Genomic DNA, 24,117 nt, shown 5'->3' with positions numbered 1-24,117 from the left:
CTACATGATGCAATGGTCAAATATTCGCGCAATCGCCTTTGATTTAGATGGTACGCTGATCGACAGTGTGCCTGATTTGGCCGCGGCCACAAATGCCACATTAGCACAGAACCAATACCAACCAGTGACAGAAGCATTGGTTCGCAGCTGGGTAGGTAATGGTGCCCAAGTACTAATGCAACGAGCGTTAAGTTATGTGTCTGCTATGCCAGAAGATGCTCCTGAGCTGCAGGTAATGCTTGAGCAAATTATGCCGCAATTTATGCATCATTATGGTGAACACTTACAAAAACATAGCCGTTTGTATCCGGGAGTTGTCGACACGTTACAGCTGTTAAAACAAGCAGGTTTTAAACTGGCTATCGTTACCAATAAACCATATCGTTTTACTGTGCCGTTACTAACCGCTTTTGGTCTTGATGACCTATTTTCTGAAGTTCTCGGTGGCGATTCATTGGCAAAAATGAAACCAGACCCAATGCCATTACAACATTTGCTTAAACAATGGCAGTTAGATGAATCGCAATTACTGATGATAGGTGATTCAAAGAATGATATTTTAGCGGCTAAAGCTGCGAATGTTATGTCTATTGGCTTGACCTACGGATACAACTACGGCGAAGATATCGGTCTTAGCCTTCCGCATGCGATATGCGAAAACTTTGCTGATATAGAGCAATACTTACTTTCATAATAATTTGAATTTTATATAGATAATCTGGAGCAATAAACACATGACCAAACCCATAGTTCTTAGCGGTGCGCAGCCATCAGGCGAATTAACCATAGGTAATTATATGGGCGCACTTCGTCAATGGGTTGCCATGCAAGATAGCCATGATTGCCTATATTGTGTTGTTGATTTACATGCGATTACGGTGCGTCAAGATCCTAAAGCACTGCGTGAAGCTTGTTTAGATACGCTAGCCTTATACCTTGCTTGTGGTGTTGACCCTAAAAAAAGCACCGTGTTTATTCAGTCGCAAGTACCACAGCATACTCAACTCGGATGGGTATTAAACTGTTACACCCAAATGGGTGAGTTAAACCGCATGACCCAGTTTAAAGATAAATCGTTAAAGCATGCCAATAACATTAACGTGGGCTTATATGGTTATCCTGTTCTAATGGCGGCAGATATTTTGCTTTATCAAGCCAATGAGATCCCTGTTGGGCAAGACCAAAAGCAACATTTAGAGCTTACCCGCGATATCGCAACCCGTTTTAATAATGCTTACGGCGACACATTTACTATCCCAGAACCGTTTATTCCTGAACACGGTGCTAAGGTCATGTCGTTGCAAGACCCGCTTAAGAAAATGTCGAAGTCTGACGATAATCGTAATAACGTTATTGGTTTACTCGAAGATCCTAAAGTGATTTTAAAGAAAGTTAAAAAAGCCATGACCGACAGCGAAGAGCCACCTGTAGTGCGTTTTGATATGGAACAAAAGCCAGGTGTGTCGAATCTACTCAGCTTAATGTCAGGTTGTACTGGTCAGTCGATTGCGTCTTTAGAAGCAGAGTTTGAAGGCAAAATGTACGGTCATTTAAAAGTGGCTACTGGTGAAGCTGTCGTAGGAATGCTTGAGCCATTACAAGCTCGCTTTAAAGAGTACCGCGCCGACCATTCTTACTTAAGCCAAGTGATGGCGGAAGGTGCTGAAAAAGCTCAAGCTCGTGCAGAAGTCACCATTAAAAAAGTGTATGAAAAAATTGGTCTTATTGTGTAAGTATTATTTCAGCTAATGTTATCTATAAGCCAGCAACTTGCTGGCTTATTTTTTGGTTAACCATTGTACAAATGCAGCGATAGCGGGCTCCTTTAAACGTCGCTGTTTACAACTAAAATTGAATTCAAATCCAGTCAACATAGCGGGTAAATCAAGTGCGACTAATGCTCCCTTACTAATATCTCGTTCTACCATAAAATCTGACGCTAGCGCGATCCCCTGACCAGCAATTGCCGCTTCAATAGCTAACAACACATGGCTAAATACATGCTGTTGTTGCGTAGCCGCTATGCTGATGTTGTTAACCTTTAACCAGCGCTCCCAATCAAAGCCTATTGGCCCTTCATCTACAGTGAGTAATGCATGTTGCCGTAATACACTCAGCGCCGAGTGGTCGGTATTTAATAGCCCCGGGCAGATCACTGGGATCAGTCTCTCTTGGTGTAACATGCGATGCACATAACCCGGTTGGCCACTTTGACCAGTAATAAACATATCAGCAACACTATCACTCATCTGTGGGTCGTCGGTGATCATATCTAGGCGAATTTTAATCTGTGGATGTAAACGATGGAAATCGCTTAAGCGAGGAATCAGCCACTTAATGGCAAATGAACTGTATACCGCTAAGCGGAGCTGATCATTACAATCGCCAGTGATTTGCATGCTTAAATCATTCAACTCATTAAATATTCGCTCCAGTTCATGGTAAAGCACATTGCCTTTACTGGTTAAGCAGAGCAGTCTACCTTCGCGGATAAATAATCGTTCGCCAAAATGTGCTTCAAGCAGTCTCACTTGGTGCGATACCGCACTTTGAGTAATGCACAGCTCAGTTGCCGCCCGAGAAAAGTGAGCATGCCTTGCGGCCGCTTCAAAAATTTGTAGTGCCCGCAGTGGTGGCAGTTTGCGCATATACACCTCAAATATGAATTTATTTTATTAAAATTTATTAGGTATGAATTTAACTCATGCATGGATTAAAAACATCATTATTCGATATTAATTGATAACTATATGATGCAGCCAATTATTGGTTCTAAGGTTGTAAGTGTAATGAAATCCACAATAGCGATTGGCATGATGTTATTAGTTGTCGGTAACCTTTTTAGTGCTATGTATGATGTGTCTATAAAATGGCTTCCAGAGGGCAGTAGCGCTGCAACATTTCTGTTAATCAGACAGTTAACATCAGTATTAATGTTACTGCCATTGTGGTTTGCAGCTAAAAAACCAATCAGTCGCCATATAAAGGTGCACTTAGTGCGAGCTAATACTGGCGCTATTGGAGCTGTATGCTTAATTATGGGGTTAATTGCGCTACCTATCGCCACTGTAAGCTCGTTGTTTTATTCGGCGCCATTAATGATTGTATTAATGGGATTTCTATTTTTAAAAGAGAGCGTCACCGCTACACATTGGCTGGCAGCTATTTTAGGATTTCTGGGCATCATTATTTTGCTACGACCAAGTGAAATTAACTGGTTTGGAATTGCAGTACTCATCTCTGCATTTATGTTTGCGATAAACCAGTTGGCATTGCGCAAACTCCCCAGTACAGAAAGCCCTGTTGTAACGTTAATGCTATATAACTTACTCAGTATTCCTTTGGTGTTGGTCATGGCATTGGTGCAAGGCATAGAGGCAATCAGTTGGTCTTTAGTGGCTATTGCGGTGTCGAGTAATGTGTTTTTATTGGCGTATCAGTGGTTTTGCGCGTTGGCTTATCGCCAAGCACAAGCCAGTCAAATTGTGGTGGCAGAATACACAGGACTATTATTTTGTGTCTTTTTTGGTTGGTTGTTTTTTGATGAATGGCTTGATGGCTTAAGTTGGGTTGGGGCTGGGTTTATTGTGTTGCCGTCGCTGATTATCCCGTGGATACAAGCCAAAAGATCCCAAAAAAAATTCATCGAGCAAAATGCAGGATGAATTTCTAAATCGCGATAATAAAAATGTACTGCAGGATTAAGATTCAGTGTATTCAAAAACCTTAATCACTTTGCGAACGCCTGCAGTATTTCGCGCGATATCAACCGCCAAATCAGCTTGCTTGCGGTCAATTAACCCAAGTAAGAAGACTTCGCCGTTTTCGGTAATCACTTTTACTCGAGTAATATCGAGTGATTTTTCATTTAACATGCGGCCTTTCACTTTGGTTGTTACCCAAGTGTCGTTGCTGCGTGTGGTAAATGACGTTGGCGTGCCAATACGAATTTGGTTATGTATCTTGCCGCCAATTTGTAAATCTTGCACCACTTTAATCGCTTTATCGCGCAGCATTGAGTTAGGTGCTTGGCCTATCATCAATACATTGTTGTTCATCACAACCGCGGCGATATTGGTTTGATTATTAAGGTCGTCATGTTTTGATAGCGCGCTAGCAATAACAAAGTCAGCATTAGTGTCGCTGATTTGAGTGCCCATGCTGCGCTCATCATTTACCATCTTGGCACCGCTAACGGCACCAACCATGACTGCACCAGCACACCCCTGCAGCATCGCCAGGACTGAGATGATGAGTAACCTTCTTATCATGCTTGTTCATCCTGTGGGAACAAGGTGCGGTCGATGTTATCGCATAAACAGTGAATAACCAGTAAGTGAACTTCTTGAATACGTGCAGTTACGTTTGACGGTACGCGGATTTCGACATCTCCTGCGCTCATCAAGCCAGCCATTGCGCCGCCATCTTTACCGGTTAGGGCTACAATAGTCATGTCGCGGCTTAACGCCGCTTCCATGGCTTTAATAATGTTGCCAGAGTTACCGCTGGTTGAGATAGCCAATAAAATATCGCCTGGTTGACCCAGTGCAAAAATCTGCTTCGAGAAGATTTCATCGTAGCTATAATCGTTGGCGATAGCGGTAATCGTTGAAGTGTCACAGCTTAATGCAATAGCAGGCAGCGGTGGACGTTCAATTTCGTAACGGTTTAATAATTCAGCTGAGAAGTGTTGAGCATCGCCAGCACTGCCACCATTACCACATGACAGAATTTTATTACCGCCAAGTAGACATTGCACCATCATCTCTGCAGCTTTTTCAATAGACTCAGGTAATGCCTCTGCAGCATCAATTTTAGTCTGAATCGATTCGGTGAAACTATCTCTAATACGTTCTAACATGCAACAATCCTTACGCTAAATTATGTCTACGTATGTCTCTGATTAGCTTTTTTATCATTGCTCATCAGTTAGACTCGGTAATTTGACTATATGATGCCATAAATCAAGGTTATGGTAATCAATTGCCGCTTAAAAACAGCCTTGTAGCCAGTTTATTTCATCAATATTCATCGCAATGACATCAAAGCGACAAGGTGGATTTAATTTTTGTCGCTGTAAATAATGTTCAGCGGCTAATCTTATCCGGGTAATTTGCTTACTTGTTAACGCATTTAAGGCGCCGCCAAACTGATTTGACGACCTAAATTTTACTTCAACAAACACCCAGACATCTTGCTGGCGCATAATTAAATCTATTTCACCAAATGGATATCGAACATTAGCATCTACAAACGTTAGACCTTGTTGTTCAAGGTAAGTTCGCGCTTGTTGCTCAGCTAATTGTCCGCTGTTCATAATGGTGTTAATTGTCCTTGGCTATATTTGCCCCAAGACAGTTGACGATCAATCACCCCATTAGGCTTCACCGATAATGCACCACTGCGGCCAATAAATTGATATCCCGGGAAAGCGCGCATTTGCGCTAAACGATTAACCAATTCAAGCGCATCATAACCCATTACATATAGGCGTTTTTGGCTGTTATTCCAACCACTCCATAGCTCTGACACCAGTTGGGTTTCGCTGCTAGGTTGCATTAGCCATGGTACATCGCTAATGATCAAGTTATTTAACTCTTGTGCCGACTGCGCTGACTCATTTTCAAGACGGCTACGGCTAGTGGTATACAAGGTTACGGGTTCAGAGAACACACTAAAGTTAACGTCTAAAAAGGGTTTTAGCAGGGCTAAATCTTGTGAACCCGAAATCATGTAAATAGCATCAATATCTTGGCGAGAACGAAAATCTGATTCTAAGCGGCTACCCAATAAATCACGCATTCTGCTAATACGTGCTTGACTATCTTTCACACCTAATGCTTCTTGAACTGTAACCTTCATTTGATCGCCAGCATCATAAAAATACACTTCGGCATCATTGCTGGTTAAGGTTAGCCACGTTTGCTTAAAACTGTCGGCCATACGTTTGCCGATGGGATCGTTACTTGCCAACAGTAGTGGCAGCTTTACGCCATCGCTATACAGCTTATGTGCTGCATCACTGGCTTCTTGCGCCGGTGACAGTGAAAAGTAAAACAGGTTTGGTTGTGGCGTAAACGTATCCGTTTGGTTCAAATACAGCTGCGGCACTGTGGTCTTTTGTTTATCGTTGATTTTCTGTAGTTCTTCAACTTCATTGGGTAACAATGGCCCAATGATAAACTCTGCGCCTTTGGCTACAGCTTGTTGATAAGCGGCAGCAACCCCTTGCTGCGTGTCATAAAAGTTAATTGACACATTTGCATCATAGTCAGACAGATAGCTCGACATAAGACCTTGACGAATAGGTTCAGCAACCACAGCGCGTGGGCCACTTAACGGTAATAATACTGCTATATTTTGCGGCCTAAACGGTTTGGCATTGAGGGCTTTTTCTAAATCAGCAGGTAATTTCACTGCACCTGGATGATAAGGGTTGTTACGCTGCCACTCACCTAAATAACGCACCAATTGTGTCGGCTCAACCGCATAATGTTTAGCAATAAAGGTCAATTGTAACCAACCAGCAAAAATCGGATTTGATTGATCGCGCATAAACGACTGCACGGTTTCTTCATGTAGTGGTTGCAGTAGCTTCCAAATAACATTATTGATCGCCGTGGTTTCAGACTTTGGCAAGTAATTGCTTAATAGGCTTAATTGCTTAACTTGGTCAATTGGCTGTTGAGTATTTTTGTACAATTTGGCTTTAAATTGGTGATAACTTGCCATTTGCCAGCGTGGGAGCTGCCAATGTGGTGGATACTGTAAAATATCTAATGCGGCCTGGCTGCTATTGGTTTTTTCAGCAATACGAGCGCGCAAATAAATATGCTCCGCTTGAAGCGAGGGCACGTTCACCATCGACTTTTGCATTGACGTTAATACATTAACGGCAGAATTAAAGTTACCATCATTAATATAAGCATGAGCGGCGAGTAATAAATAACGATCACGCTTTTCTGGTAAACTGCTATTCGTTGCCTCGGCTAAATAAATTTTAGCCGGATGTTCAGCGGCAACGAGCGATGCGCTAGCGTCAACATTATCTTGCTGTTTTTTGGTGGCACAACCGACCACCAATACAGAGAAAATCAACGCGCACACGAATTTTGTAGTATTCAGTCTTTTTAACACTTGGCTTCACTCTGGTAAGATGCTGTCACTAGTTTAACCTGCTCTTACGCTTGGCGAAAGTATCAGGTAGATTCATTATCGAGGTAATTATGGACCAAATGGTCGCGCTGTATATTGTTCCCACCCCAATTGGTAATTTTGGCGACATCAGCGCTCGGGCAATAGAGGTGCTGCAACAGGTTGATTTAATCGCCTGTGAAGACACACGCCACAGCGGAAGGCTGCTAAGTCACTTTGGTATTGAAACCCGTAAAACGGCATTACATGATCACAATGAACGTGACCGAGCACAATGGATAGTTGAAAAATTAAATGAAGGCAAATCAATCGCGCTCATTTCTGACGCTGGTACGCCGCTCATTTCTGACCCTGGCTACCATTTAGTGAATCATGTTCGTCAAGCTGGCCACAGAGTAGTACCTTTACCAGGGGCTTGCGCTGCGATAACGGCCTTAAGTGCATCAGGATTACCGTCGGATCGCTTTAGTTTTGAAGGTTTTTTACCCTCAAAAGAAAAAGCCCGTATCGATAAACTTGAATTTCTTAAAGAAGATCCTCGTACTTTGATATTTTACGAATCTCCTCACCGCATACTTTATAGCCTTGCCGCTATTGTTGACGTTTTAGGCGCCGATAGGCAAGTGGTAATGGCACGTGAAGTGACTAAAACTTTTGAAACCTTCTTATCTGGTACCGCTGCTGAAGTATTGGCGTTGGTTGAGGCTGATGATAATCAGCAAAAAGGCGAAATGGTCATTATGTGCCATGGCTTTACATTATCTGATGAAGAAGGCATTCCAGCAGTTGCAGTTGCTACGCTAAAGTTACTTTGTGAAGAATTACCGCTTAAAAAAGCCGCCGCTATAGCAGGGCAAATCCATGGTTTAAAGAGAAATGCCCTATATAAATACGGTTTAGAACTGGATTTATAAAAAGGCAGTCGCTTTGGCATTGGTTTGTTGCGCAGCTTAGGCTATAATCCGCGCCGAGTTGGCCAGACAGTTGCCGCGTACGCAAGTACGGGGAGGAAAGTCCGGGCTTCAAAGAGCGGGGTACCAGGTAACGCCTGGGCGGTGTGAACCGACGACAAGTGCAACAGAGAGGAAACCGCCATTTTGGCTTAGGCTAAGATGGTAAGGGTGAAAGGGTGCGGTAAGAGCGCACCGTGCGGCTAGCAATAGTCCGTAGCAAGGTAAACTCTACCCGAAGCAAGACCAAATAGGGTTCCGCATGGCGCTGCTCGCGTTGGAACCGGGTAGGTTGCTTGAGCCTGTGAGCGATTGCAGGCCTAGATGAATAACTGTCCACGACAGGACCCGGCTTATCGGCCAACTCACCTCTTTATAAAAAAAGGCCTCGCAGCAATGCGAGGCCTTTTTTTCGTTAACACGAAAATATTGGTGTCTTAACCTTATATAGTCAACCCGAGTAGATGTTGGTTATTGTTTCTCTATATTTTAACTTCAGTGTTATCCATTATTTTCGCCTCATGATCTAACGTTTGAGTTGACTGCATCCGTTCAGTAAACGTTGCCGGAACACTGAGGGGTTTACAAAGGCTGATTTATTAACACGAATGATCTTGCTCTGTTGTGACCTCTATCTTAGTGGCTGTAGCCCATAATAAATACCCTCTCAAACCACAAAGTCTCTAACCATTAACACTATCAGTTAACAAACAAGCACAAATGTAAATTATTAAATGAGAATAGTTTCTATTAGCGTTTGGTGTTATATTGCGGCCAAATTTTACTGTTGCCGATGAGTAAGCTGTTATGCATTTGAACGTGATTAATCTTGGGATATTAAGCCTGCTGTTACCTGTACTGAGTGTCAGTGCGAACGAGAAAGCGGCCGACGTTGATTTGACTGAGTCGATTGAGAAAATAACCGTAATGGGTCGGGCTCAAACCTTTTATCGTGAATCTTCTACGTCCGTGGGTGCCAAAGTTGAAACCGATATTATGGATTTACCGCAATCGGTGCAGGTGTTGAATGAACAATTGATAGTTGACCAAGCCGCACGTGAAATTACTGACTTATACCGCTCTATAGCAGGTGTGAGCATTTACAGTTATTCAGGTGTGACCTTTCGTGGTTTTCGTGATGACAGCAATGTGTTTTATGACGGTGTAAGAGGCGACCCTTTTTCTGGTTTTGGTGTACCACAGTTATTTAATATTGAGCGAGTTGAAGTGTTAAAAGGTCCTGCTGCTGCATTATATGGTGGTGGTGAGCCTGGCGGGATGATTAATTATGTCAGTAAAAAGCCGAGTTTTGTCCAAGATACTGAAGTGACATTAACCACAGGTGATAACGACCGTATGGGCGGGTCAATTGATTCTAAAGGTGGTTTAACGGATTCAATTGCTTATCGTTTAGGCGGTTTTTATGAACAAAAAGACAGTTTTCGAAATAATGCCGACTCTGAAAATACCGAGTTAACAGGTGGATTATTATTTCAACTTGGCGATGACACCACGCTCACAACAACGATTGATTACATCAAACAAGACTTAGGTGGTAATCGTTTACGGGGTGTACCCGTTGACGATGATGGTAATTTTTTGGTTGATCCAAGCTATAACGCAAATGAAAAATCCGACTATCAAAACTTAGAGGCAACTGTGCTTGAAGCGGAATTAAAACACTTTTTTAATGATGATTTGAGCGTGAATACCACGGTTCGCTATCTCGATAATGAACGCGAGCAAGCCTACCATGAGTCCAGAAGTTGGGTTGATGTTAATGGTGACGGTGTGGCCAATATTGACGATAAAACCATTAAGCGTGAATATCGCAAACAATACCGTGCCAACAAAGAGATAAGCGCAACATCTGATTTTGTCTATCGTTTACCTTCTGGCAGCATTGATCAAACTTTGTTATTTGGTGCTGATTATCATCATGTTGATTCTGACTACGATTATTGGTTTGCACGTTATGAAGCTGATGGGATTAAAAATTTGAATATTTTTGATCTTAATTATGGTGAAACCGATCCTTCAACTTATTCACTTACAGACCAAAATCGTGATGGTGCAAAAACCGAACACCTTGGTTTATATGCTCAGGACCAAATAGCATTAACTGAACAATGGTTGTTAATGGTGGGATTACGTTACGACCATTTTGATGATTTTGATAAAGAAACCGGTTTTGAATATAGCGATAATCACGTATCGCCACGCGCAGGTATTGTGTATAAGTTTTCACCAGATCAGTCGTTTTATATTAATTATGCCGAAAGCTTTAACCCGACATCGATTGGCGACCAAGATACGGCAAGTGCTGATGGTGGCTTATTACCTGAAGTTGGTAAACAGATAGAACTTGGGGTTAAAAGTCAGTGGTTTGATGGCAGCGTAATGACCACAGTAGCGGTTTATCAAATTGATAAAAAAGATGTTGCAATGAACAATCCCAATTATACCGATGGCAGCAATGGTGCTCCAGCGTTGGTCAGTCTTGGGCAAGTTGAAAGTAACGGTGCTGAATTTACGCTAACAGGGGATATTACCCAAAATTGGACCGTTATGGCCAACTATGCTTATAACGATACCCGAGTTACTGAAGGCGATGTGGGTGACACTTATGCCGACGGCAGTAAGTTTATCAATGCGCCGCGCCATCAAGCAGGTTTGTGGACTCGTTACGATATTGACAGTTTGAACTCAGCCATTGCGTTTGGGGCCGATTATGTCAGTGAGCAAATGAGTGGCGGTGCGCAACGTGTTAAGCCATTTACCGTATTTGATATGAGCTGGACCACGACATGGCAAGAGACACAATTTCAATTAAACGTGAAAAACTTGTTTGATAAAGAATATGCCGTGAGTGGTTTTTCTGAGCGTAATGGTCATTTTCCTGGTGCGCCAAGAGAAATGGTATTACAGGTATCGCATCACTTTTAACTTAAGACTAATACCGTAAGACCATAAGGTCTTCTTGAATAAAAAGGGAGTAAACAATTTATTGTTTACTCCCTTTTTGCTATCTTGCTGAAGGTTAAAAGCTGGCTTTTATACCTACATTGATAGTGGTACCCAGTGCTTGAGTGTAGTAACTCGCGTTAGTAGAAGCTTGTGAGCGAGCAGAAAAATAATCTTCATTAAGTAAGTTTTCTACACCTAATGAGAGCTGCCAATTATTGAGTTGATAACTACTGGTTAGGTTCACAACGTTATAATTTTCTATAGGGCCTTGAGAACCAATATATGCGCCATCAACCGGCTCAAATCGGTCACGGTCACCAACATACATGTAGTTAATACCAATACTCGCTTCTTCAACGGGCTGCCAACTAATATAAGCTGTTAATTTAGGAGGGGATATGGTGCCACCATCTATATAAGTATCCGTTTCAGTGTCTTTACCTTCAACCCAGCTATAGCTTAAACCTGTATTGAGATTATCTAACACTCGATAGTCAACTTGTGCTTCGTAACCCCAAATTTTTTGTGGTGCGCGTACAGGTAAGTAAATGCCTGTTGTTGCATCAAAGCTGTTACTTGTGCCTAATTCTGACTTACTTTGGTAGGCGGCAATTTCATAATTCAGATCACCAAGTTGGCCAGAAAAGCCGATTTCATAGTTATCAACAATCGATGATTCTGTGCGGATTAACGCAATATCATCGACAGTGGCGGTTCGTAAAAGACGACCAATATCTGAAATATCTGCACCTTGGGAAAAGCTCATGAACGGGTTAAATAACTCGTTCATATTGTAACGCAAGCCAATATTATAGGTGGTTGAGTTATATGTTAATTCTCCGCCTGTGACATCAAAAGGTATTGAGCAAGTACTTGGCGTTCGGCAAAGTTTTAAAGTTTGATAATCATCGACCGTTAAATCTACACTGTCTTGGCGGATACCGGCTTTAATAACCCAATCATCGGCAATAACAAACTTAGTTTGTAAATAAACCGCTAAGTTACGCATGTCCATTTCAGGCACCCAAATTCGGCCGTCTTCTAATGGTTGTGAACTGATGTCTTGCAGCGCATCAATACCATAAATGAAGGTTGATTCAACATTATCCCAATCAACTTGGGTAGCAAAGTTAACGCGTAGGCCTTTCTTTTCTGACTTGATGAACGACTGACCCCCTTCGTAACCTTCACTTTGATTAGCGAGTGCAGTTGAAAAGAAAAACATGTTTTCAATTTTTTGCAGATAACCATCAACGGTTAATTGGGTGTTAGTGAATATCTCTTGGTCGACGTATTTTAACATTAGGTTATGATTGCCACGCGGCCCTTGAGGTACGCCCAGCTTTACAATCCCAGTAGTATTGTCTATCGAGTAAGTTTTTTCGCCTGTGTTAGCATTGCCAACAACATCTATGTAGTCAGATTCTTGTTGGGCTTCGTAGTAATTATACGTCAGTTGAATCGACTTATCGTCGTCGAGTTGATAGCCGAGTTTGGTAAAATAATTATTCGATTTAGTTTCTGATAAACCATAGACTAATCCGATAGCGTCACCTTCTGAATCATGTTCAACACCTGTTTTTTCGGTAATGGCACTAAATACGTAACTGAAATTATCAACCGTGCCGTCTATTGATGTATCCACTCGATAACCGGCACTGTCTTGTAATTTTACCGCACTAAATTTACTGGAAGCCCCAACCTTCACTCGTGCTTTATCTTCACTGGCTCGTTTAGTGATGTAGTTGATGATGCCGCCTGAAGCGCCATTGCCATAAATTGAGGTCGCTCCTTTAATCACTTCAATACGCTCAATGACCCCTGCATCGATAGAGCTTATGCCTAATTTTCCATTTCGTAATGGGGTAGATTGTGGCACGCCGTCAATCATGACTAGTGCGGCACGACCGCGTAAGTTTTGTCCCGAGTTACTTGATGTGCCAGTGCTTGGCGCTAATCCAGGAACGCGAAATGCGAGTAAGTTTTGTAACTGCGAAGTCATTAACATGTCTTGTGCGAGGGTTTGTTGCTCAATAAGCGTGACTGAAGAAGGGACTTCCTCTATCCGTTCAGCAGAGCGACTACCAGTAATAATCATTCGCTCCATTGAAGTTTGGTTTTCTGTGGCTTGTGTTGAAGATTCTGCATTGGCATGAGTTACGGGGAGTACTAATAAAAATAATGCACAATGTGTCGCAATAGCCAATTGGCTAGGCTTAAATAACATAGGTATACCGATTAACAAATAATGAAAGGTAGTTAATGATATTCATTATCATTAACTAGTACACATTATTTACATTTTTTACTTTTTTGCATTAAATCAGTTAGATATTAATAATTCATTTAACTAAGGGCCGCAGATCTTCATGATGAATTTCACTGCTGCTTGTCGTCATTGTATAAAAATCTGACCGCGTGATATGTCGTTGCTCTGTAGGAGTAAGCGATAATGCAGAAAACTGAAACCATAAGTTCAGTTAGAAGAGACCTGTTAAGCAGTCTTGCTTATTTTATCGTAAAATGTTTGCAACAAGTGATTCGTGCATAATGACGATATAACCTTGCTGTACATGGTTGTATAAAGTAAATCGTTTTGTTGGGCGGATCATAACCGCCAAAGATCAGTAGCACCTGGTGCGTTTTAAGCGTTTAGCCTAAATTTTTCACACGTTAGTACTAGCTGTTCTCGTTAGATACGATAGCAATCGAACGGTTTGCCGGATTAAAAATGGTCTTTAACTTGGAATCTGAACTCCCAAGCGTTGATGTCGTTGCCCGTAGTGATCGGGACGGCAATATCAACATGGGCTACGTTACCGTAACTGGATTTAGAAGAGTAAATCCGTGCGCCAATACCAATACTACCAATAGGGCCATCAACTTCGTTTTGCTCATCTGGGCCACCGCTTGCTTGACCTATATCGGCAAAAACAGCCCAACCTAACTCGGCCAGTTGATATAAATTGATGTTTGGATAGTATCGGATTTCACTCGTGAGCAACCATTGATTGTCACCATGTTGGTAGTCGTTAGGATATCCCCGTACACCGGTTTCGTCGCCAAGAGCAAACGTTTGATCAAGATAGTTATTATGTGAGGTTGCGATACGCGCCTTGGAATAGGCTGTCCACTTAGGGCTGATTTGGTGGAAAAATTCAGCGGCTAAACCGACATTATAAAAATCTTGTTGACCAGTTTGAATATCCGTTCGAGCATTAATGGTCATTAGCAATAATTGATTGTCTTCCTGCCAACCGCGACTGCTTGAAGCCGTTACGTGATAACCCACAGCAGCACTGTCGGCAACGTCATTGGTTTCCAATCCTAAACTTACAGTGTGGTGCCAACCTAAGTTAAAGTCTTCGTTATTATTAATTAGATGAATATTGTTCAGCACTGTGTATTGGTCTTGCAGGTATTCGTAGCTGATCCAAGGGTAAACAAACTCACGATCAAACGGTAATGGTGAAATAGGGTAATCGTCGATGTTATTGAATTGATGTTGGTCTTGGGTTATCCCTAGGCTAATACGGTGCAATTGATCTGGCGTTTTATCGACTAACCAACCAAATCCAACGTTAGCATAATCAATAACATGTTCAAATTCGTTAATGTCTTGGCCATTTTGTCTTATGGTGTCGATGCGGGTATCTGTTAACCATGACAGGGCGTACATGTTTTGAGTGTCTAGAGTATAAAAGGGCTTATTAAAGGCGATAGCAGATGCTTGGCCGTCACTGTTGTCGTAAAAATCGACCGACACATTACCGTGTTTAATCCATCTTACTGGAGCATCAAAGGCAAACTTATATCCGGTGCGGTCGGCACTCGATTGGTATTTTATTTTAGTTTTAACCCCTAAACCCAGTAAGTTATCTTCCTTCATACCAAACGAGTATTTAGTGTCGCCGCCATTTTTACTCAAACTGACTGTTGGCAGTAATGACCAGTTATCCCAGGTTTCGACTAATACCACGTCTTCAACGTTGTCGTCGGCGAGTGGATCTTTTCTGGCAATGTTGATATCTGCATCGCGAATGTAAGGTTCATAGCGCAATAAGCGCTGCGCTTCTTCAAGATCTTTTTGAGTAATTTTTTCGCCTTTTTCAAAGCTTAAGCTATTGAGGATGGTCGACTCTTTGGTATTAATATGCAGATAGTTTGCCCAACGGTGAAGGAAAATAGCGTCCGGAGCTGACTCATCAAAAATAGGATGACTAACAATTACAATGTTCGCGACTTTTTCGACATCATGCTTATTGATTGTCGATGGACTAGAGGGCGTAGTGACAGAGTCATCGTTGGCTTTTAACTGTGCCGCACTGTCAGCAATAGTTGCTTGAACAGCAGGCGAAGAAAGCAGGATGACGAAAAAAAATACTGCCATAAATATGATTGGCATAGCTTCGTCCTTATTTTTATTGTTATGTTTTTTGAGAGGTCTGTAAGAATGAACTATTGTTTTCAATATGAACTTTTTATGTTGCCTCTTTGTTTCATATCATACCTGAATAACATAATAGTCAAGCATTTAGCTTGAATAAAAATTTCATTAATCCATTTAAATTGTGTGGGTATTTGAGTTGTTAAAAAATAAGGGCAGCATTTATAGCTGCCCTTTAATATCGATAGGAAGGTAATGTTAACTTGTAAGATTTATAACGAACGGCGAGGGGGCACGATAACGTTAGCAAAAATAAGCCCAGCGATTAAGGACATAAAAATTAAGAATATTTGTGAGCCTAAATGGGCTTGATTGAGCATGGTTTCGCCCGAAATTAATGCATTGAGACCAATATAGGTTTTGCTACCAGGAACGAGAATAACGATACCTTGCAGTAACGCAATCGACACAGGTGCTTTCATCCAACGCGCATACAGATTTGAATAGATACCTACGGCTAGTGCACCGACAAAAATACCAATAGACTCGCCTAGATAAATCCCACCTAGCATGGCAGAGAAAAATGCCACAATGCCAGCAAATATGCCCCAAGGAGAGTCTTTTAAGCGTGCTTTAAAGATAATAACCAACGACATGGACAGTAACGGCACCGCAGACCAAATAGCCCAACGAGGTAATGGTATTGGTTCGACATATATAGTTTCACCAAAGATAGCTTTACCAATGGTCATGCCAAGCACGGCACCAAAATACAGTTTAAATAACTGCATCACCGCATCCATAATACGTGCCGTACCAGAGATTAAATCTCGGGCGGCAAGTTCTGCTAAGCCGAGAGTGAGTGCAAGACCGGGAACAAATATAATAATCCCCGATAAAATGGTCACAGGTAAATTGATACTCGGGTCTAATTGCGCAATCCCCGATGCCAAGATAGCGCACACTACCGCCGCCATCGGTTCGAGCATTTCTGCGATACGTTTTGAGCGTTCGGCCCAAAAAACCAAGCTGTATACCAGTAAACCAAAAATAGCTGACCAAAAAACGTCATGCCAACCGGTACCCATTAACATGGCGAAGGCACCCGCGCTTGAACCAAAAGCTAACAGCGTCAGTTTATGGCCATAAGGATTGGGTTTATTGGCGATTTCTTCTAAGCGTTCTAACGCTTCTTGTAAGGTTCGCTGTCCAGAACTGAGCTCTTCAACCAACTCAAAGGTACGAGCTAACGAGCCTAAATCTAAGTCGCCAGGTTTAACGCGTGCAACGTGATTGTATTCTTGCTCAGTGTCATGTTGGAGTACAAATGTCATCGATGTTGGCGATATTAAAAAATATCCTTCAATACCAAGGGTATTACATACCGTTTGCAAATGGGATTCTAAGCGATACGCAGGAGTACCAAATTTGTGCAGGTACTTACCTAATTTAATGATAAATCTACGTTTTTCTAAAAAATCCTGATTATCCACTGGGCAGTAGTCACTCTTGTTAAGGTATTGAGCTTATTTTGGCGCGAATATTAACCGATTAAGGCGTGTGTTTACAGCCAAACTGATTCAAAATGTAGTGATAACATCAACAAATCAAAGATTAGTATAATAACAATAATATAGACGACTTAAGGAATAACACATGACATTGATGGTATCGGGTTTATATGCGGGCTTAACGGCGCTGTTGGTTTTAGCATTATCTTATAAAGTGGTTAAATTTCGTCGAGCAAATAAAATTGGTATCGGTGATGGTGGCCATCAAGGATTATCCATTGCAATAAGAGCTCATGGCAACTTAATTGAAAATGCGCCCATAGCACTAATTTTGTTAGCACTGGCTGAACTGAATGGTATGCCGGTTTACTTGATTCACAGTTTGGGCACGGCTTGGATTGTTGCGCGTTTATTACATGCTATTGGATTAAATCAAGGTCAAGGCGGCCATCACTTCGGTCGTTTTTGGGGCGTGTTAACCACTTGGATTGTGCTATTGGTTTTAGCGGTCGCTAATATTGGCTTCTTTCTAGGGTTATAGCATTGAAAGTATGCGGGAATAGCAATATTCCCGCGTGTTTTATAAGGTTATAAAGGGATAAAAATATTTCACTTTTGATGTTTTTTTAGTCACACTTAGTGTCGCTGTACTGCTATACTCCGCGTCCGTTAAATTCAGCCATAGGCTGATGTTGTCATCGGATCAGCTAGGCTGGTTTTCCCCATTTATGTAGGTCATATACATGCAAGTTGAGTCAACGTTATTTAATTATCCAAAGTTTTGGGCTGAATGCTACGGAACGGCACCTTTTTTACCCATGTCTCGTAAAGAGATGGATATTTTAGGTTGGGATAGTTGCGATATTATTGTCGTGACTGGCGACGCGTATGTAGATCACCCAAGTTTTGGTATGGCGGTGATTGGGCGAATGTTAGAAGCCCAAGGTTATCGTGTGGGTATTATTTCGCAGCCTGATTGGTCAAACAAAGAAGACTTTATGCAACTAGGTCGCCCAAATCTATTTTTTGGGGTAACCGCTGGTAACATGGACTCGATGATTAACCGTTACACCGCTGACCGTAAGTTACGTCATGATGATGCTTACACTGCCGGTGATATTGGTGGCAAACGCCCCGATCGTGCCGTGACCGTGTATACCCAGCGTTGTAAAGAAGCTTTTAAAGACGTACCGGTTGTTATTGGTGGAATTGAAGCCAGTCTTCGCCGTATTGCCCATTACGATTATTGGTCAGATAAAGTGCGTCGCAGTGTGATTTTTGACGCCAAAGCCGACATTTTAATCTACGGCAATGCTGAACGGCCATTAATGGAAGTTGCACGCCGTATTGCTGCGGGTGAAGCCATTGGCGATATTGACGATGTTCGTGGTACCGCAACAATGCGTAAAGAGCCTATGCCAGGCTGGCGCGGCATGGATTCACGGAAAATTGACCAATTACATAAAATTGAGCCATTACCTAGCCCTTATGGTGCTGATGATGTTGGTTGCAGTAATTTGTCAGGTCCAACAGACGAAAAGATTTTTGATAACGAGGCTCCTAAGGCCATTAGCGTTCAACCGCCTCGTCCAAAGCCATGGGAAAAAACCTATGTGCTACTTCCTGCCTATAACAAGGTCAGCGAAGACAAGTATTTGTATGCCCATGCCTCGCGTATTTTGCACCAAGAGCAAAACCCGGGTTGTGCCCGTGCGTTGTTTCAACCACACGATGCCAACCGTGGTGTATGGGTAAACCCACCTGCGTGGCCATTAAACACCGACGAAATGGATGCGGTATTCGATTTACCTTATCAACGCATCCCGCATCCGATGTACGGCAAAGAAAAAATTCCTGCCTACGATATGATTAAGACATCTATCAATATCATGCGCGGTTGTTTTGGTGGTTGTTCATTCTGTTCGATTACCGAGCATGAAGGACGCATTATTCAAAGTCGCTCGCAAGAGTCGATCATCAAAGAAATTAAAGATATTCAAGAAAAAGTGCCTGGTTTTACCGGCGTCATTTCTGACTTGGGTGGCCCAACGGCGAACATGTACCGTTTAGGTTGTACCAGTGAGAAAGCCGAGAAAACCTGTCGACGTTTATCATGTGTGTTCCCGTCTATTTGCGGCCATTTAGGCACCGACCATAAACACACCATCGACTTATACAAAGCGGCGCGTGAAGTACCTGGTATTAAAAAGGTGTTAATTGCTTCGGGTGTTCGTTACGATTTGGCGATCGAAAACCCAGAATATATTAGAGAGTTAGCTAAACATCATGTGGGTGGTTATTTAAAAATTGCTCCTGAACATACCGAAGAAGGTCCGCTCAGTAAAATGATGAAGCCAGGTATGGGAACCTATGACAAGTTTAAAGAACTGTTTGATAAGTTTTCTAAAGAAGCGGGTAAAGAACAGTTTTTAATTCCGTACTTTATTTCGGCGCATCCTGGTACTACCGATGAAGACATGGTTAATTTGGCATTATGGTTAAAAGGGCAGAAATTTAAGCTCGACCAGGTGCAAAACTTTTATCCATCTCCGATGGCAAATGCGACCACGATTTATCATACCGAACTTAACTCACTGAAAAACATTAAGCATGATAGTGAACAAGTGACAGTGCCTAAAAAAGGTCGTCAGCGTAAATTGCATAAATTCTTATTGCGTTACCACGACCCAATGGGTTGGCCGATGATCCGTGAAGCCTTAGTTGCGATGGGTAAAGAGTCGTTAATTGGTAATGGTCCCAATCATTTGGTGCCGCCCGAAACGCGTAACGAGCAAACTAAAGTGAAGTGGGGCCAAAAGCCATCGGCTAAAGCGAAAGAACAAAGCGGCCAAAAAGCTATGACTCGTTTTTCTGCCGATCAGTTTGAAGACCGTAAAGGTAACACTAAAGCGGATAAGGGCAGTGCTAAGCCTGTAGGGCAAAAAACCAAGTCTCCAGCGACGGCTTCGGGCCAAGTGGCAAAAGGGCAAGCGCCTAAAAGCCAAGGCGCTAAGCGTCCAGCTAAAGCGACCACTTGGGCGACTAAGTCTAAATACGCCAAGTAAGCTAACACGTTAACTTGTTGTCATAAAAACCCGCATTAACGTTGCGGGTTTTGTTTTTCTAGCAGCAATAAATTAAATAACAAGGTAATCTGCTTCGATACTTACGTCTTTTAATTTAGTCTGCTCAGTAGTCGTTTTGTTATACTACTGTACTTATTGATTAAATTACCCAATGGTTTGATAAACAAGGAACGATCATTATGCCAACGTTAATTAGGCTTAGCGCATATCTCAGTGGTGTATTGCTGTGTGGTAGCGCTTTGTTGGTTAATCCTGCTTATGCCGCAAACTCGGTACAACAACAGCAATTTTTTGAAGCTATTAGCGCTCTGTGTGGCAAAGCTTTTGCCGGTAAGATCACTGCTGGTAGTGAAGGAGATGGTTTTAGTGGCAAACCATTAGTTATGCATGTAAGAGATTGCACCAATCATCAGTTACGTATTCCATTTCATGTTGGCGATGATCACTCTCGCACTTGGGTGATAACTCAAACCGATACCGGATTGCGCTTAAAGCATGATCATCGTCATAAAGATGGCACCGATGATAAAGTGACTATGTATGGTGGAGAGACCCGCGATACTGGCACTGCCAACTTACAAACGTTTCCTGTGGACGATGAGTCTATTGCCAACTTCAAGCAACATGGCTTAACACAATCGGTCACTAATGAGTGGCAGATGATGATTGAAGCGCATACTTTTACTTATCGTTTAACCAGAGAGAATCGCGATTTTAAAGTTGAGTTTGATTTATCTCAACCAGTGGCATTACCGCCAGCGCCTTGGGGATATAAATAGCTTTTTGATAATATTATCCATTGTGATTTTTAGATGTAGTCTGCGGTCATTTGTAGTCTGAGTGTATGGCCTGCGGCCATTAACGTCGTAGCGTTTCGTCAATACTAGGTAAGGTAGTAGGTTGTCTACTTACCCAGGCTAATTTAATCGTCATCCCGGTAATGCTCGTGAGCCGGGATCCAGGTTTATTCTTTTGTACTTTTGTACTTTTGTACTTTTGTATTTATGGCCTGCGGCCACTAACGTCGTGGCGCTTCACCCACACCAGACCAAGAGGAAACCAACGGCTGTTCCCTCTTGGAACTCCCAGCCGCCCCGCAACATTTTCAAACAGCGAAAAGGTCGCCATGGGGATTGATCCAGCTTTTAATTTCGCTTGTAGTCTGCTTCGGCCTTATTCGAAAATGCTAACGCTTCCGATGGTACATCCTGTACCGCGAAAGCTAGCCTGACGTCCTGTCAGGCTCACGCATTCTTTTATAAAGAGTCTTCAATGTCCTCTAGTTCAGAGTTGAACCCGTCTATATCCAAGTAAAGAAAACTAACTCATTTATGTCCATAAATGGGTTAGGTAGGCTAATATAGTGGCCGGATTTTATTGACCACTACAAGAAGAGGTAAGAAAATTCAAGCTAGAGCAATATATTTTAGTTTACGAGGTCTTAGGAAGAGGCACCGTAATTAAATGGTATTACGATTACCCAGAAAAGATTCAATTGAAGAGATTACCGCACTACTCCCCCACTTAAACACAGTAAGCGTACAGCTTTAAAACTGGAGTCCAAGTTTAATTCTCATAGACAAAATTAACACTTGGATTAGTTGGGTATACAGCGATTGGATAGAGTCTATAAATTAAGAATATAATCATGATATAAGGAAATTTATGAAATATTTAGCATTGATATTTTTATCAATTATAAGCACAACCCTTAGCGCCAACGAAGTTGAGAAAAATGGCAAGATATACAATGAGAGGGATTGTTTCTTAGGACCATTTAGCAGTTATGATAATTGGATAAATTTCATGGAGAGAAAATTTTCTAGAAAGATTAAAACTCCCGAGTTATTAAAAAATAAAATGGATGGCTTCAAGAAGCAATTTGATAAGGATGAATTTAATACCTACAGCAACAACCTTTCATGTACTAATTTTACATACAATGTCGACGGGACTGATGTGCTTGGTTTTGTCATAAAACCTAAAGAGTCAACTACTGACCTACCTGTAATAGTCTACAATAGGGGCGGGAATGGTAATTTCGGTGGAGTTGTATTTGGTGCAATGATGAACAATCTTTTTCCTATAGCCAATAAGGGTTTTGTGATTGTAGGTAGCCAGTATCGAGGCACATTTGGCTCACCAGATAAAGGTGAACAAGATCAATTTGGTGGTTCTGATGTCCAAGATGTTGTTGAACTAGTTAATCTGATTGGAGAGTTTGACGGAGCTGATACAAGTAAAATAGGTATGCTTGGAGCTAGTCGAGGTGGCATGCAATCATTTCTTGCACTAAAACAACTTAATAATATAAAAGCAGTTGCAACGATTGCACTAAATGCCGATCTAAATGTAGATCTAACAATGAGACCTGAAATGGAAAAAGTGTATGAACACCGAATTCCAGATTACAAAGGAAACGAAAACAAAAAACTCGCTGAAAGGTCAGTTATCAATTGGGTGGATAAACTCCCTTCTAATGTTCCAATTTTATTAATTCATGGCGAAAATGATGTCCGAGTCTCGGTTTTTCACTCTAAAACATTTGCAAAAGCACTAAAAGAAACTGAGATTGAGCATAAATTAGTAATTTATGATGACAATCACTTCATTTCATCTAACACCGCAAAAGTTCACAACGAGATTACCAAATGGTTTACAGAAAACCTGTAAAATCACAGTGATCAATATGGTGTTGAAGTAATCTTCTTCCCAGTTTAGTGGGCACCTCCTCATAACACTGAGGAGGCTAAAGTGCCTAAATATACCCAACCAAGAAAAGCATCGTTTTACCCTGTTAACTTCAAAATCAAAGAATCATAGGATAGATCTATAAACTAACTCACTTTTTTCCATAAATGACTTAGAAGTCTTGATTCAAAATTCCTAAATTCAACTCTGAACTTGAGACCGTTGAAGACTCTTTATAAAAGAATGCGTGAGCCTGACAGGGCGTCAGGCTAGCTTTCGCGGTACAGGATGTACCATCGGAAGCGTTAGCATTTTCGAATAAGGCTGAGGCCGAAGCCAAGTGCGGTCAAAAGCTGGATCAATCCCCATGGCGACCTTTTCGCTACTGTTGTTTTGGTTAATAGCGAAAATGTTGCGGGGCGGTTGGGCTAATTCTTTTAAAAAAAGTAAAGAGGGAACAGCCGTTGGTTTACTCTTGGTCTGGTGTGGGCGAAGCGCCACGACGTTAGTGGCCGCAGGCCATCAATACCAAACATAAAAGAATAAACCTAGATCCCGGCTACAAGCATTACCGGGATGACGAGAAGGTTATCCACAAATATATCAGCAAGGTTAATTTGACCACTGTGCATATGCTAATTCCATTGTTTGGGCTCTGCGATAATAAACCAATTATTCCAAATAATTCAGGCTGCCAATGGCAGCCTGAATGTTATGTACTTAACGAGTGTTAAGACTCGCAGTGGTTACTTGCCATCAAAGGTAAACGACTGACCTGCAAGAGCGGCTTCAAACATTAACCCACCCTTTGCGGCGGTAAATATCGCCATACCATTAATATAGGCTGCTGCAGCGGCATGATTACTGCCTGCTTGTCCTGCGCCTGCTGAATTACCTGTGGTACCTACTTGCGCATTGGCACCAACGTTAATTGCCACTGCTGACGCTTGCGCACTAAATTCAAAGCTACCGCTGGTGAACTCATTATAAGCTTTGGCATCTTTAAAGAAGATAATTTCACTATAGGCTTGTCCACCTAACTGAAAACCAATGGATAGCTGGGTTAATGTGGAATCCCCCATATAAGCATCGCTTTGGTATACAAGACCATTACCATATGCGGCACCAATCCCGATGCCGCCTTTGGCTACGGTAGGGAAGACGGCATAACCATAAGCTGTATCAAATAAATGTCGGCTTTCATTGGCCTTTTTAAAATTAGTGATGGCATCGTTATAAGCATCTTCGTCTGCAAAACTAGGAGCTGAAAACGCGAAGCTTAATAACACGAGTAAACTGGAAACAACTAAGCTAATTGAACGTTTCATAAATAACCTCGGTGACTAAATTGTCATGGTAAAACTCACCTT

General features: G+C 41.9%; 19 protein-coding genes and 1 other RNA gene. 11 read left to right on the top strand and 9 right to left on the bottom strand.

From position 1 onward, the window contains the following. The first annotated feature begins 4 nt into the window (after positions 1–4). Positions 5–694 (top strand): phosphoglycolate phosphatase, encoded by a 690-nt coding sequence (locus EGC86_RS17465; protein ID WP_011635872.1) that lies wholly within the window; start codon positions 5–7, stop codon positions 692–694. A gap of 40 nt (positions 695–734) precedes the next feature. Beyond that, positions 735–1,733 carry a tryptophan--tRNA ligase gene (trpS, locus tag EGC86_RS17460; protein WP_123778394.1) on the top strand — a complete coding sequence of 333 codons (999 nt, stop codon included), beginning with the start codon at positions 735–737 and terminating at the stop codon, positions 1,731–1,733. A gap of 45 nt (positions 1,734–1,778) precedes the next feature. Here the strand turns inward: trpS and EGC86_RS17455 are convergent, their stop codons facing one another. Continuing rightward, positions 1,779–2,648, bottom strand: a complete 870-nt coding sequence (locus EGC86_RS17455; protein ID WP_123778393.1) for a LysR substrate-binding domain-containing protein — start codon at positions 2,646–2,648, stop codon at positions 1,779–1,781. A 141-nt stretch (positions 2,649–2,789) separates the two neighbouring features. Between EGC86_RS17455 and EGC86_RS17450 the strand changes: the two genes are divergently transcribed. Beyond that, positions 2,790–3,665, top strand: coding sequence for a DMT family transporter (locus EGC86_RS17450; protein WP_123778392.1), 876 nt, complete (start codon positions 2,790–2,792; stop codon positions 3,663–3,665). Positions 3,666–3,701: 36 nt separating this feature from the next. Here EGC86_RS17450 and EGC86_RS17445 read toward each other — a convergent pair whose 3' ends face one another. The 4 genes from EGC86_RS17445 to EGC86_RS17430 form a co-directional block, all read right to left on the bottom strand. After that, the gene (locus tag EGC86_RS17445) at positions 3,702–4,271 is read right to left on the bottom strand and encodes a BON domain-containing protein (protein WP_059745782.1); all 570 of its coding nucleotides are present in this window, start codon (positions 4,269–4,271) and stop codon (positions 3,702–3,704) included. Then, on the bottom strand, positions 4,268–4,861 hold the full coding sequence (locus EGC86_RS17440) for a phosphoheptose isomerase (RefSeq protein ID WP_011635877.1): 594 nt from the start codon (positions 4,859–4,861) through the stop codon (positions 4,268–4,270). The genes EGC86_RS17445 and EGC86_RS17440 overlap by 4 nt, the downstream gene beginning before the upstream one ends. 129 nt (positions 4,862–4,990) lie before the next feature. Then, entirely contained in the window at positions 4,991–5,317 is a 327-nt protein-coding gene (locus EGC86_RS17435; RefSeq protein ID WP_059745781.1) for a YraN family protein, read from the bottom strand. After that, positions 5,314–7,137, bottom strand: a complete 1,824-nt coding sequence (locus tag EGC86_RS17430; protein ID WP_123778391.1) for a penicillin-binding protein activator — start codon at positions 7,135–7,137, stop codon at positions 5,314–5,316. The genes EGC86_RS17435 and EGC86_RS17430 overlap by 4 nt, the downstream gene beginning before the upstream one ends. An 89-nt stretch (positions 7,138–7,226) precedes the next feature. Between EGC86_RS17430 and rsmI the strand changes: the two genes are divergently transcribed. From rsmI to EGC86_RS17415, 3 genes are all read left to right on the top strand, one after another. Further along, a complete protein-coding gene (gene rsmI / locus EGC86_RS17425) occupies positions 7,227–8,069 on the top strand; it encodes a 16S rRNA (cytidine(1402)-2'-O)-methyltransferase (RefSeq protein ID WP_123778390.1) in 843 nt (280 codons plus the stop codon). Positions 8,070–8,123: 54 nt separating this feature from the next. Next, positions 8,124–8,477: RNase P RNA component class A (gene rnpB / locus EGC86_RS17420), an RNA gene on the top strand. Between the two features lie 435 nt (positions 8,478–8,912). Next, entirely contained in the window at positions 8,913–11,051 is a 2,139-nt protein-coding gene (locus tag EGC86_RS17415; RefSeq protein ID WP_123778389.1) for a TonB-dependent siderophore receptor, read from the top strand. Positions 11,052–11,145: 94 nt separating this feature from the next. Here the strand turns inward: EGC86_RS17415 and EGC86_RS17410 are convergent, their stop codons facing one another. The 3 genes from EGC86_RS17410 to EGC86_RS17400 all read right to left on the bottom strand — a co-directional run bounded on the left by EGC86_RS17410 (position 11,146) and on the right by EGC86_RS17400 (position 16,952). Further along, positions 11,146–13,299: a TonB-dependent receptor gene (locus EGC86_RS17410; RefSeq protein WP_123778388.1), complete on the bottom strand. Its 2,154-nt coding sequence runs from the start codon at positions 13,297–13,299 to the stop codon at positions 11,146–11,148. Between the two features lie 498 nt (positions 13,300–13,797). Beyond that, a complete protein-coding gene (locus EGC86_RS17405) occupies positions 13,798–15,477 on the bottom strand; it encodes a ShlB/FhaC/HecB family hemolysin secretion/activation protein (protein WP_123778387.1) in 1,680 nt (559 codons plus the stop codon). A gap of 254 nt (positions 15,478–15,731) precedes the next feature. Next, positions 15,732–16,952: a threonine/serine exporter family protein gene (locus EGC86_RS17400; RefSeq protein WP_011635884.1), complete on the bottom strand. Its 1,221-nt coding sequence runs from the start codon at positions 16,950–16,952 to the stop codon at positions 15,732–15,734. Positions 16,953–17,115: 163 nt separating this feature from the next. Here EGC86_RS17400 and EGC86_RS17395 point away from each other — a divergent pair, with 163 nt between their 5' ends. The 5 genes from EGC86_RS17395 to EGC86_RS20905 all read left to right on the top strand — a co-directional run bounded on the left by EGC86_RS17395 (position 17,116) and on the right by EGC86_RS20905 (position 23,285). Further along, positions 17,116–17,511: an MAPEG family protein gene (locus EGC86_RS17395; protein WP_011635885.1), complete on the top strand. Its 396-nt coding sequence runs from the start codon at positions 17,116–17,118 to the stop codon at positions 17,509–17,511. A 202-nt stretch (positions 17,512–17,713) separates the two neighbouring features. After that, a complete protein-coding gene (locus EGC86_RS17390) occupies positions 17,714–20,035 on the top strand; it encodes a YgiQ family radical SAM protein (RefSeq protein ID WP_123778386.1) in 2,322 nt (773 codons plus the stop codon). A 200-nt stretch (positions 20,036–20,235) separates the two neighbouring features. Continuing rightward, entirely contained in the window at positions 20,236–20,835 is a 600-nt protein-coding gene (locus EGC86_RS17385) for a hypothetical protein (RefSeq protein WP_123778385.1), read from the top strand. Positions 20,836–21,721: 886 nt separating this feature from the next. Further along, positions 21,722–22,729 carry an alpha/beta hydrolase family protein gene (locus EGC86_RS17380; protein WP_123778384.1) on the top strand — a complete coding sequence of 336 codons (1,008 nt, stop codon included), beginning with the start codon at positions 21,722–21,724 and terminating at the stop codon, positions 22,727–22,729. Between the two features lie 385 nt (positions 22,730–23,114). Further along, positions 23,115–23,285, top strand: a complete 171-nt coding sequence (locus EGC86_RS20905) for a hypothetical protein (RefSeq protein WP_165872447.1) — start codon at positions 23,115–23,117, stop codon at positions 23,283–23,285. A gap of 208 nt (positions 23,286–23,493) precedes the next feature. On the opposite strand, the gene EGC86_RS17375 is transcribed toward EGC86_RS20905, so the two are convergent. Beyond that, complete coding sequence (locus tag EGC86_RS17375; protein WP_123778383.1) at positions 23,494–24,075, bottom strand: YSC84-related protein; 582 nt, start codon at positions 24,073–24,075, stop codon at positions 23,494–23,496. Positions 24,076–24,117 lie beyond the last annotated feature (42 nt).

Source organism: Shewanella frigidimarina (assembly GCF_003797125.1).
Lineage (GTDB): Bacteria > Pseudomonadota > Gammaproteobacteria > Enterobacterales > Shewanellaceae > Shewanella > Shewanella frigidimarina.
This window is presented reverse-complemented; position numbering and strand designations above follow the sequence as displayed.

Coding starts and splice junctions, on each gene's coding strand:
- EGC86_RS17465 (WP_011635872.1), top strand. CDS start 5: ATGATGCAATGGTCAAATATTCGCGCAATCGCCTTTGATTTAGATGGT.
- trpS (WP_123778394.1), top strand. CDS start 735: ATGACCAAACCCATAGTTCTTAGCGGTGCGCAGCCATCAGGCGAATTA.
- EGC86_RS17455 (WP_123778393.1), bottom strand. CDS start 2,648: ATGCGCAAACTGCCACCACTGCGGGCACTACAAATTTTTGAAGCGGCC.
- EGC86_RS17450 (WP_123778392.1), top strand. CDS start 2,790: ATGAAATCCACAATAGCGATTGGCATGATGTTATTAGTTGTCGGTAAC.
- EGC86_RS17445 (WP_059745782.1), bottom strand. CDS start 4,271: ATGATAAGAAGGTTACTCATCATCTCAGTCCTGGCGATGCTGCAGGGG.
- EGC86_RS17440 (WP_011635877.1), bottom strand. CDS start 4,861: ATGTTAGAACGTATTAGAGATAGTTTCACCGAATCGATTCAGACTAAA.
- EGC86_RS17435 (WP_059745781.1), bottom strand. CDS start 5,317: ATGAACAGCGGACAATTAGCTGAGCAACAAGCGCGAACTTACCTTGAA.
- rsmI (WP_123778390.1), top strand. CDS start 7,227: ATGGACCAAATGGTCGCGCTGTATATTGTTCCCACCCCAATTGGTAAT.
- EGC86_RS17415 (WP_123778389.1), top strand. CDS start 8,913: ATGCATTTGAACGTGATTAATCTTGGGATATTAAGCCTGCTGTTACCT.
- EGC86_RS17410 (WP_123778388.1), bottom strand. CDS start 13,299: ATGTTATTTAAGCCTAGCCAATTGGCTATTGCGACACATTGTGCATTA.
- EGC86_RS17405 (WP_123778387.1), bottom strand. CDS start 15,477: ATGCCAATCATATTTATGGCAGTATTTTTTTTCGTCATCCTGCTTTCT.
- EGC86_RS17395 (WP_011635885.1), top strand. CDS start 17,116: ATGACATTGATGGTATCGGGTTTATATGCGGGCTTAACGGCGCTGTTG.
- EGC86_RS17390 (WP_123778386.1), top strand. CDS start 17,714: ATGCAAGTTGAGTCAACGTTATTTAATTATCCAAAGTTTTGGGCTGAA.
- EGC86_RS17385 (WP_123778385.1), top strand. CDS start 20,236: ATGCCAACGTTAATTAGGCTTAGCGCATATCTCAGTGGTGTATTGCTG.
- EGC86_RS17380 (WP_123778384.1), top strand. CDS start 21,722: ATGAAATATTTAGCATTGATATTTTTATCAATTATAAGCACAACCCTT.
- EGC86_RS20905 (WP_165872447.1), top strand. CDS start 23,115: ATGGCGACCTTTTCGCTACTGTTGTTTTGGTTAATAGCGAAAATGTTG.
- EGC86_RS17375 (WP_123778383.1), bottom strand. CDS start 24,075: ATGAAACGTTCAATTAGCTTAGTTGTTTCCAGTTTACTCGTGTTATTA.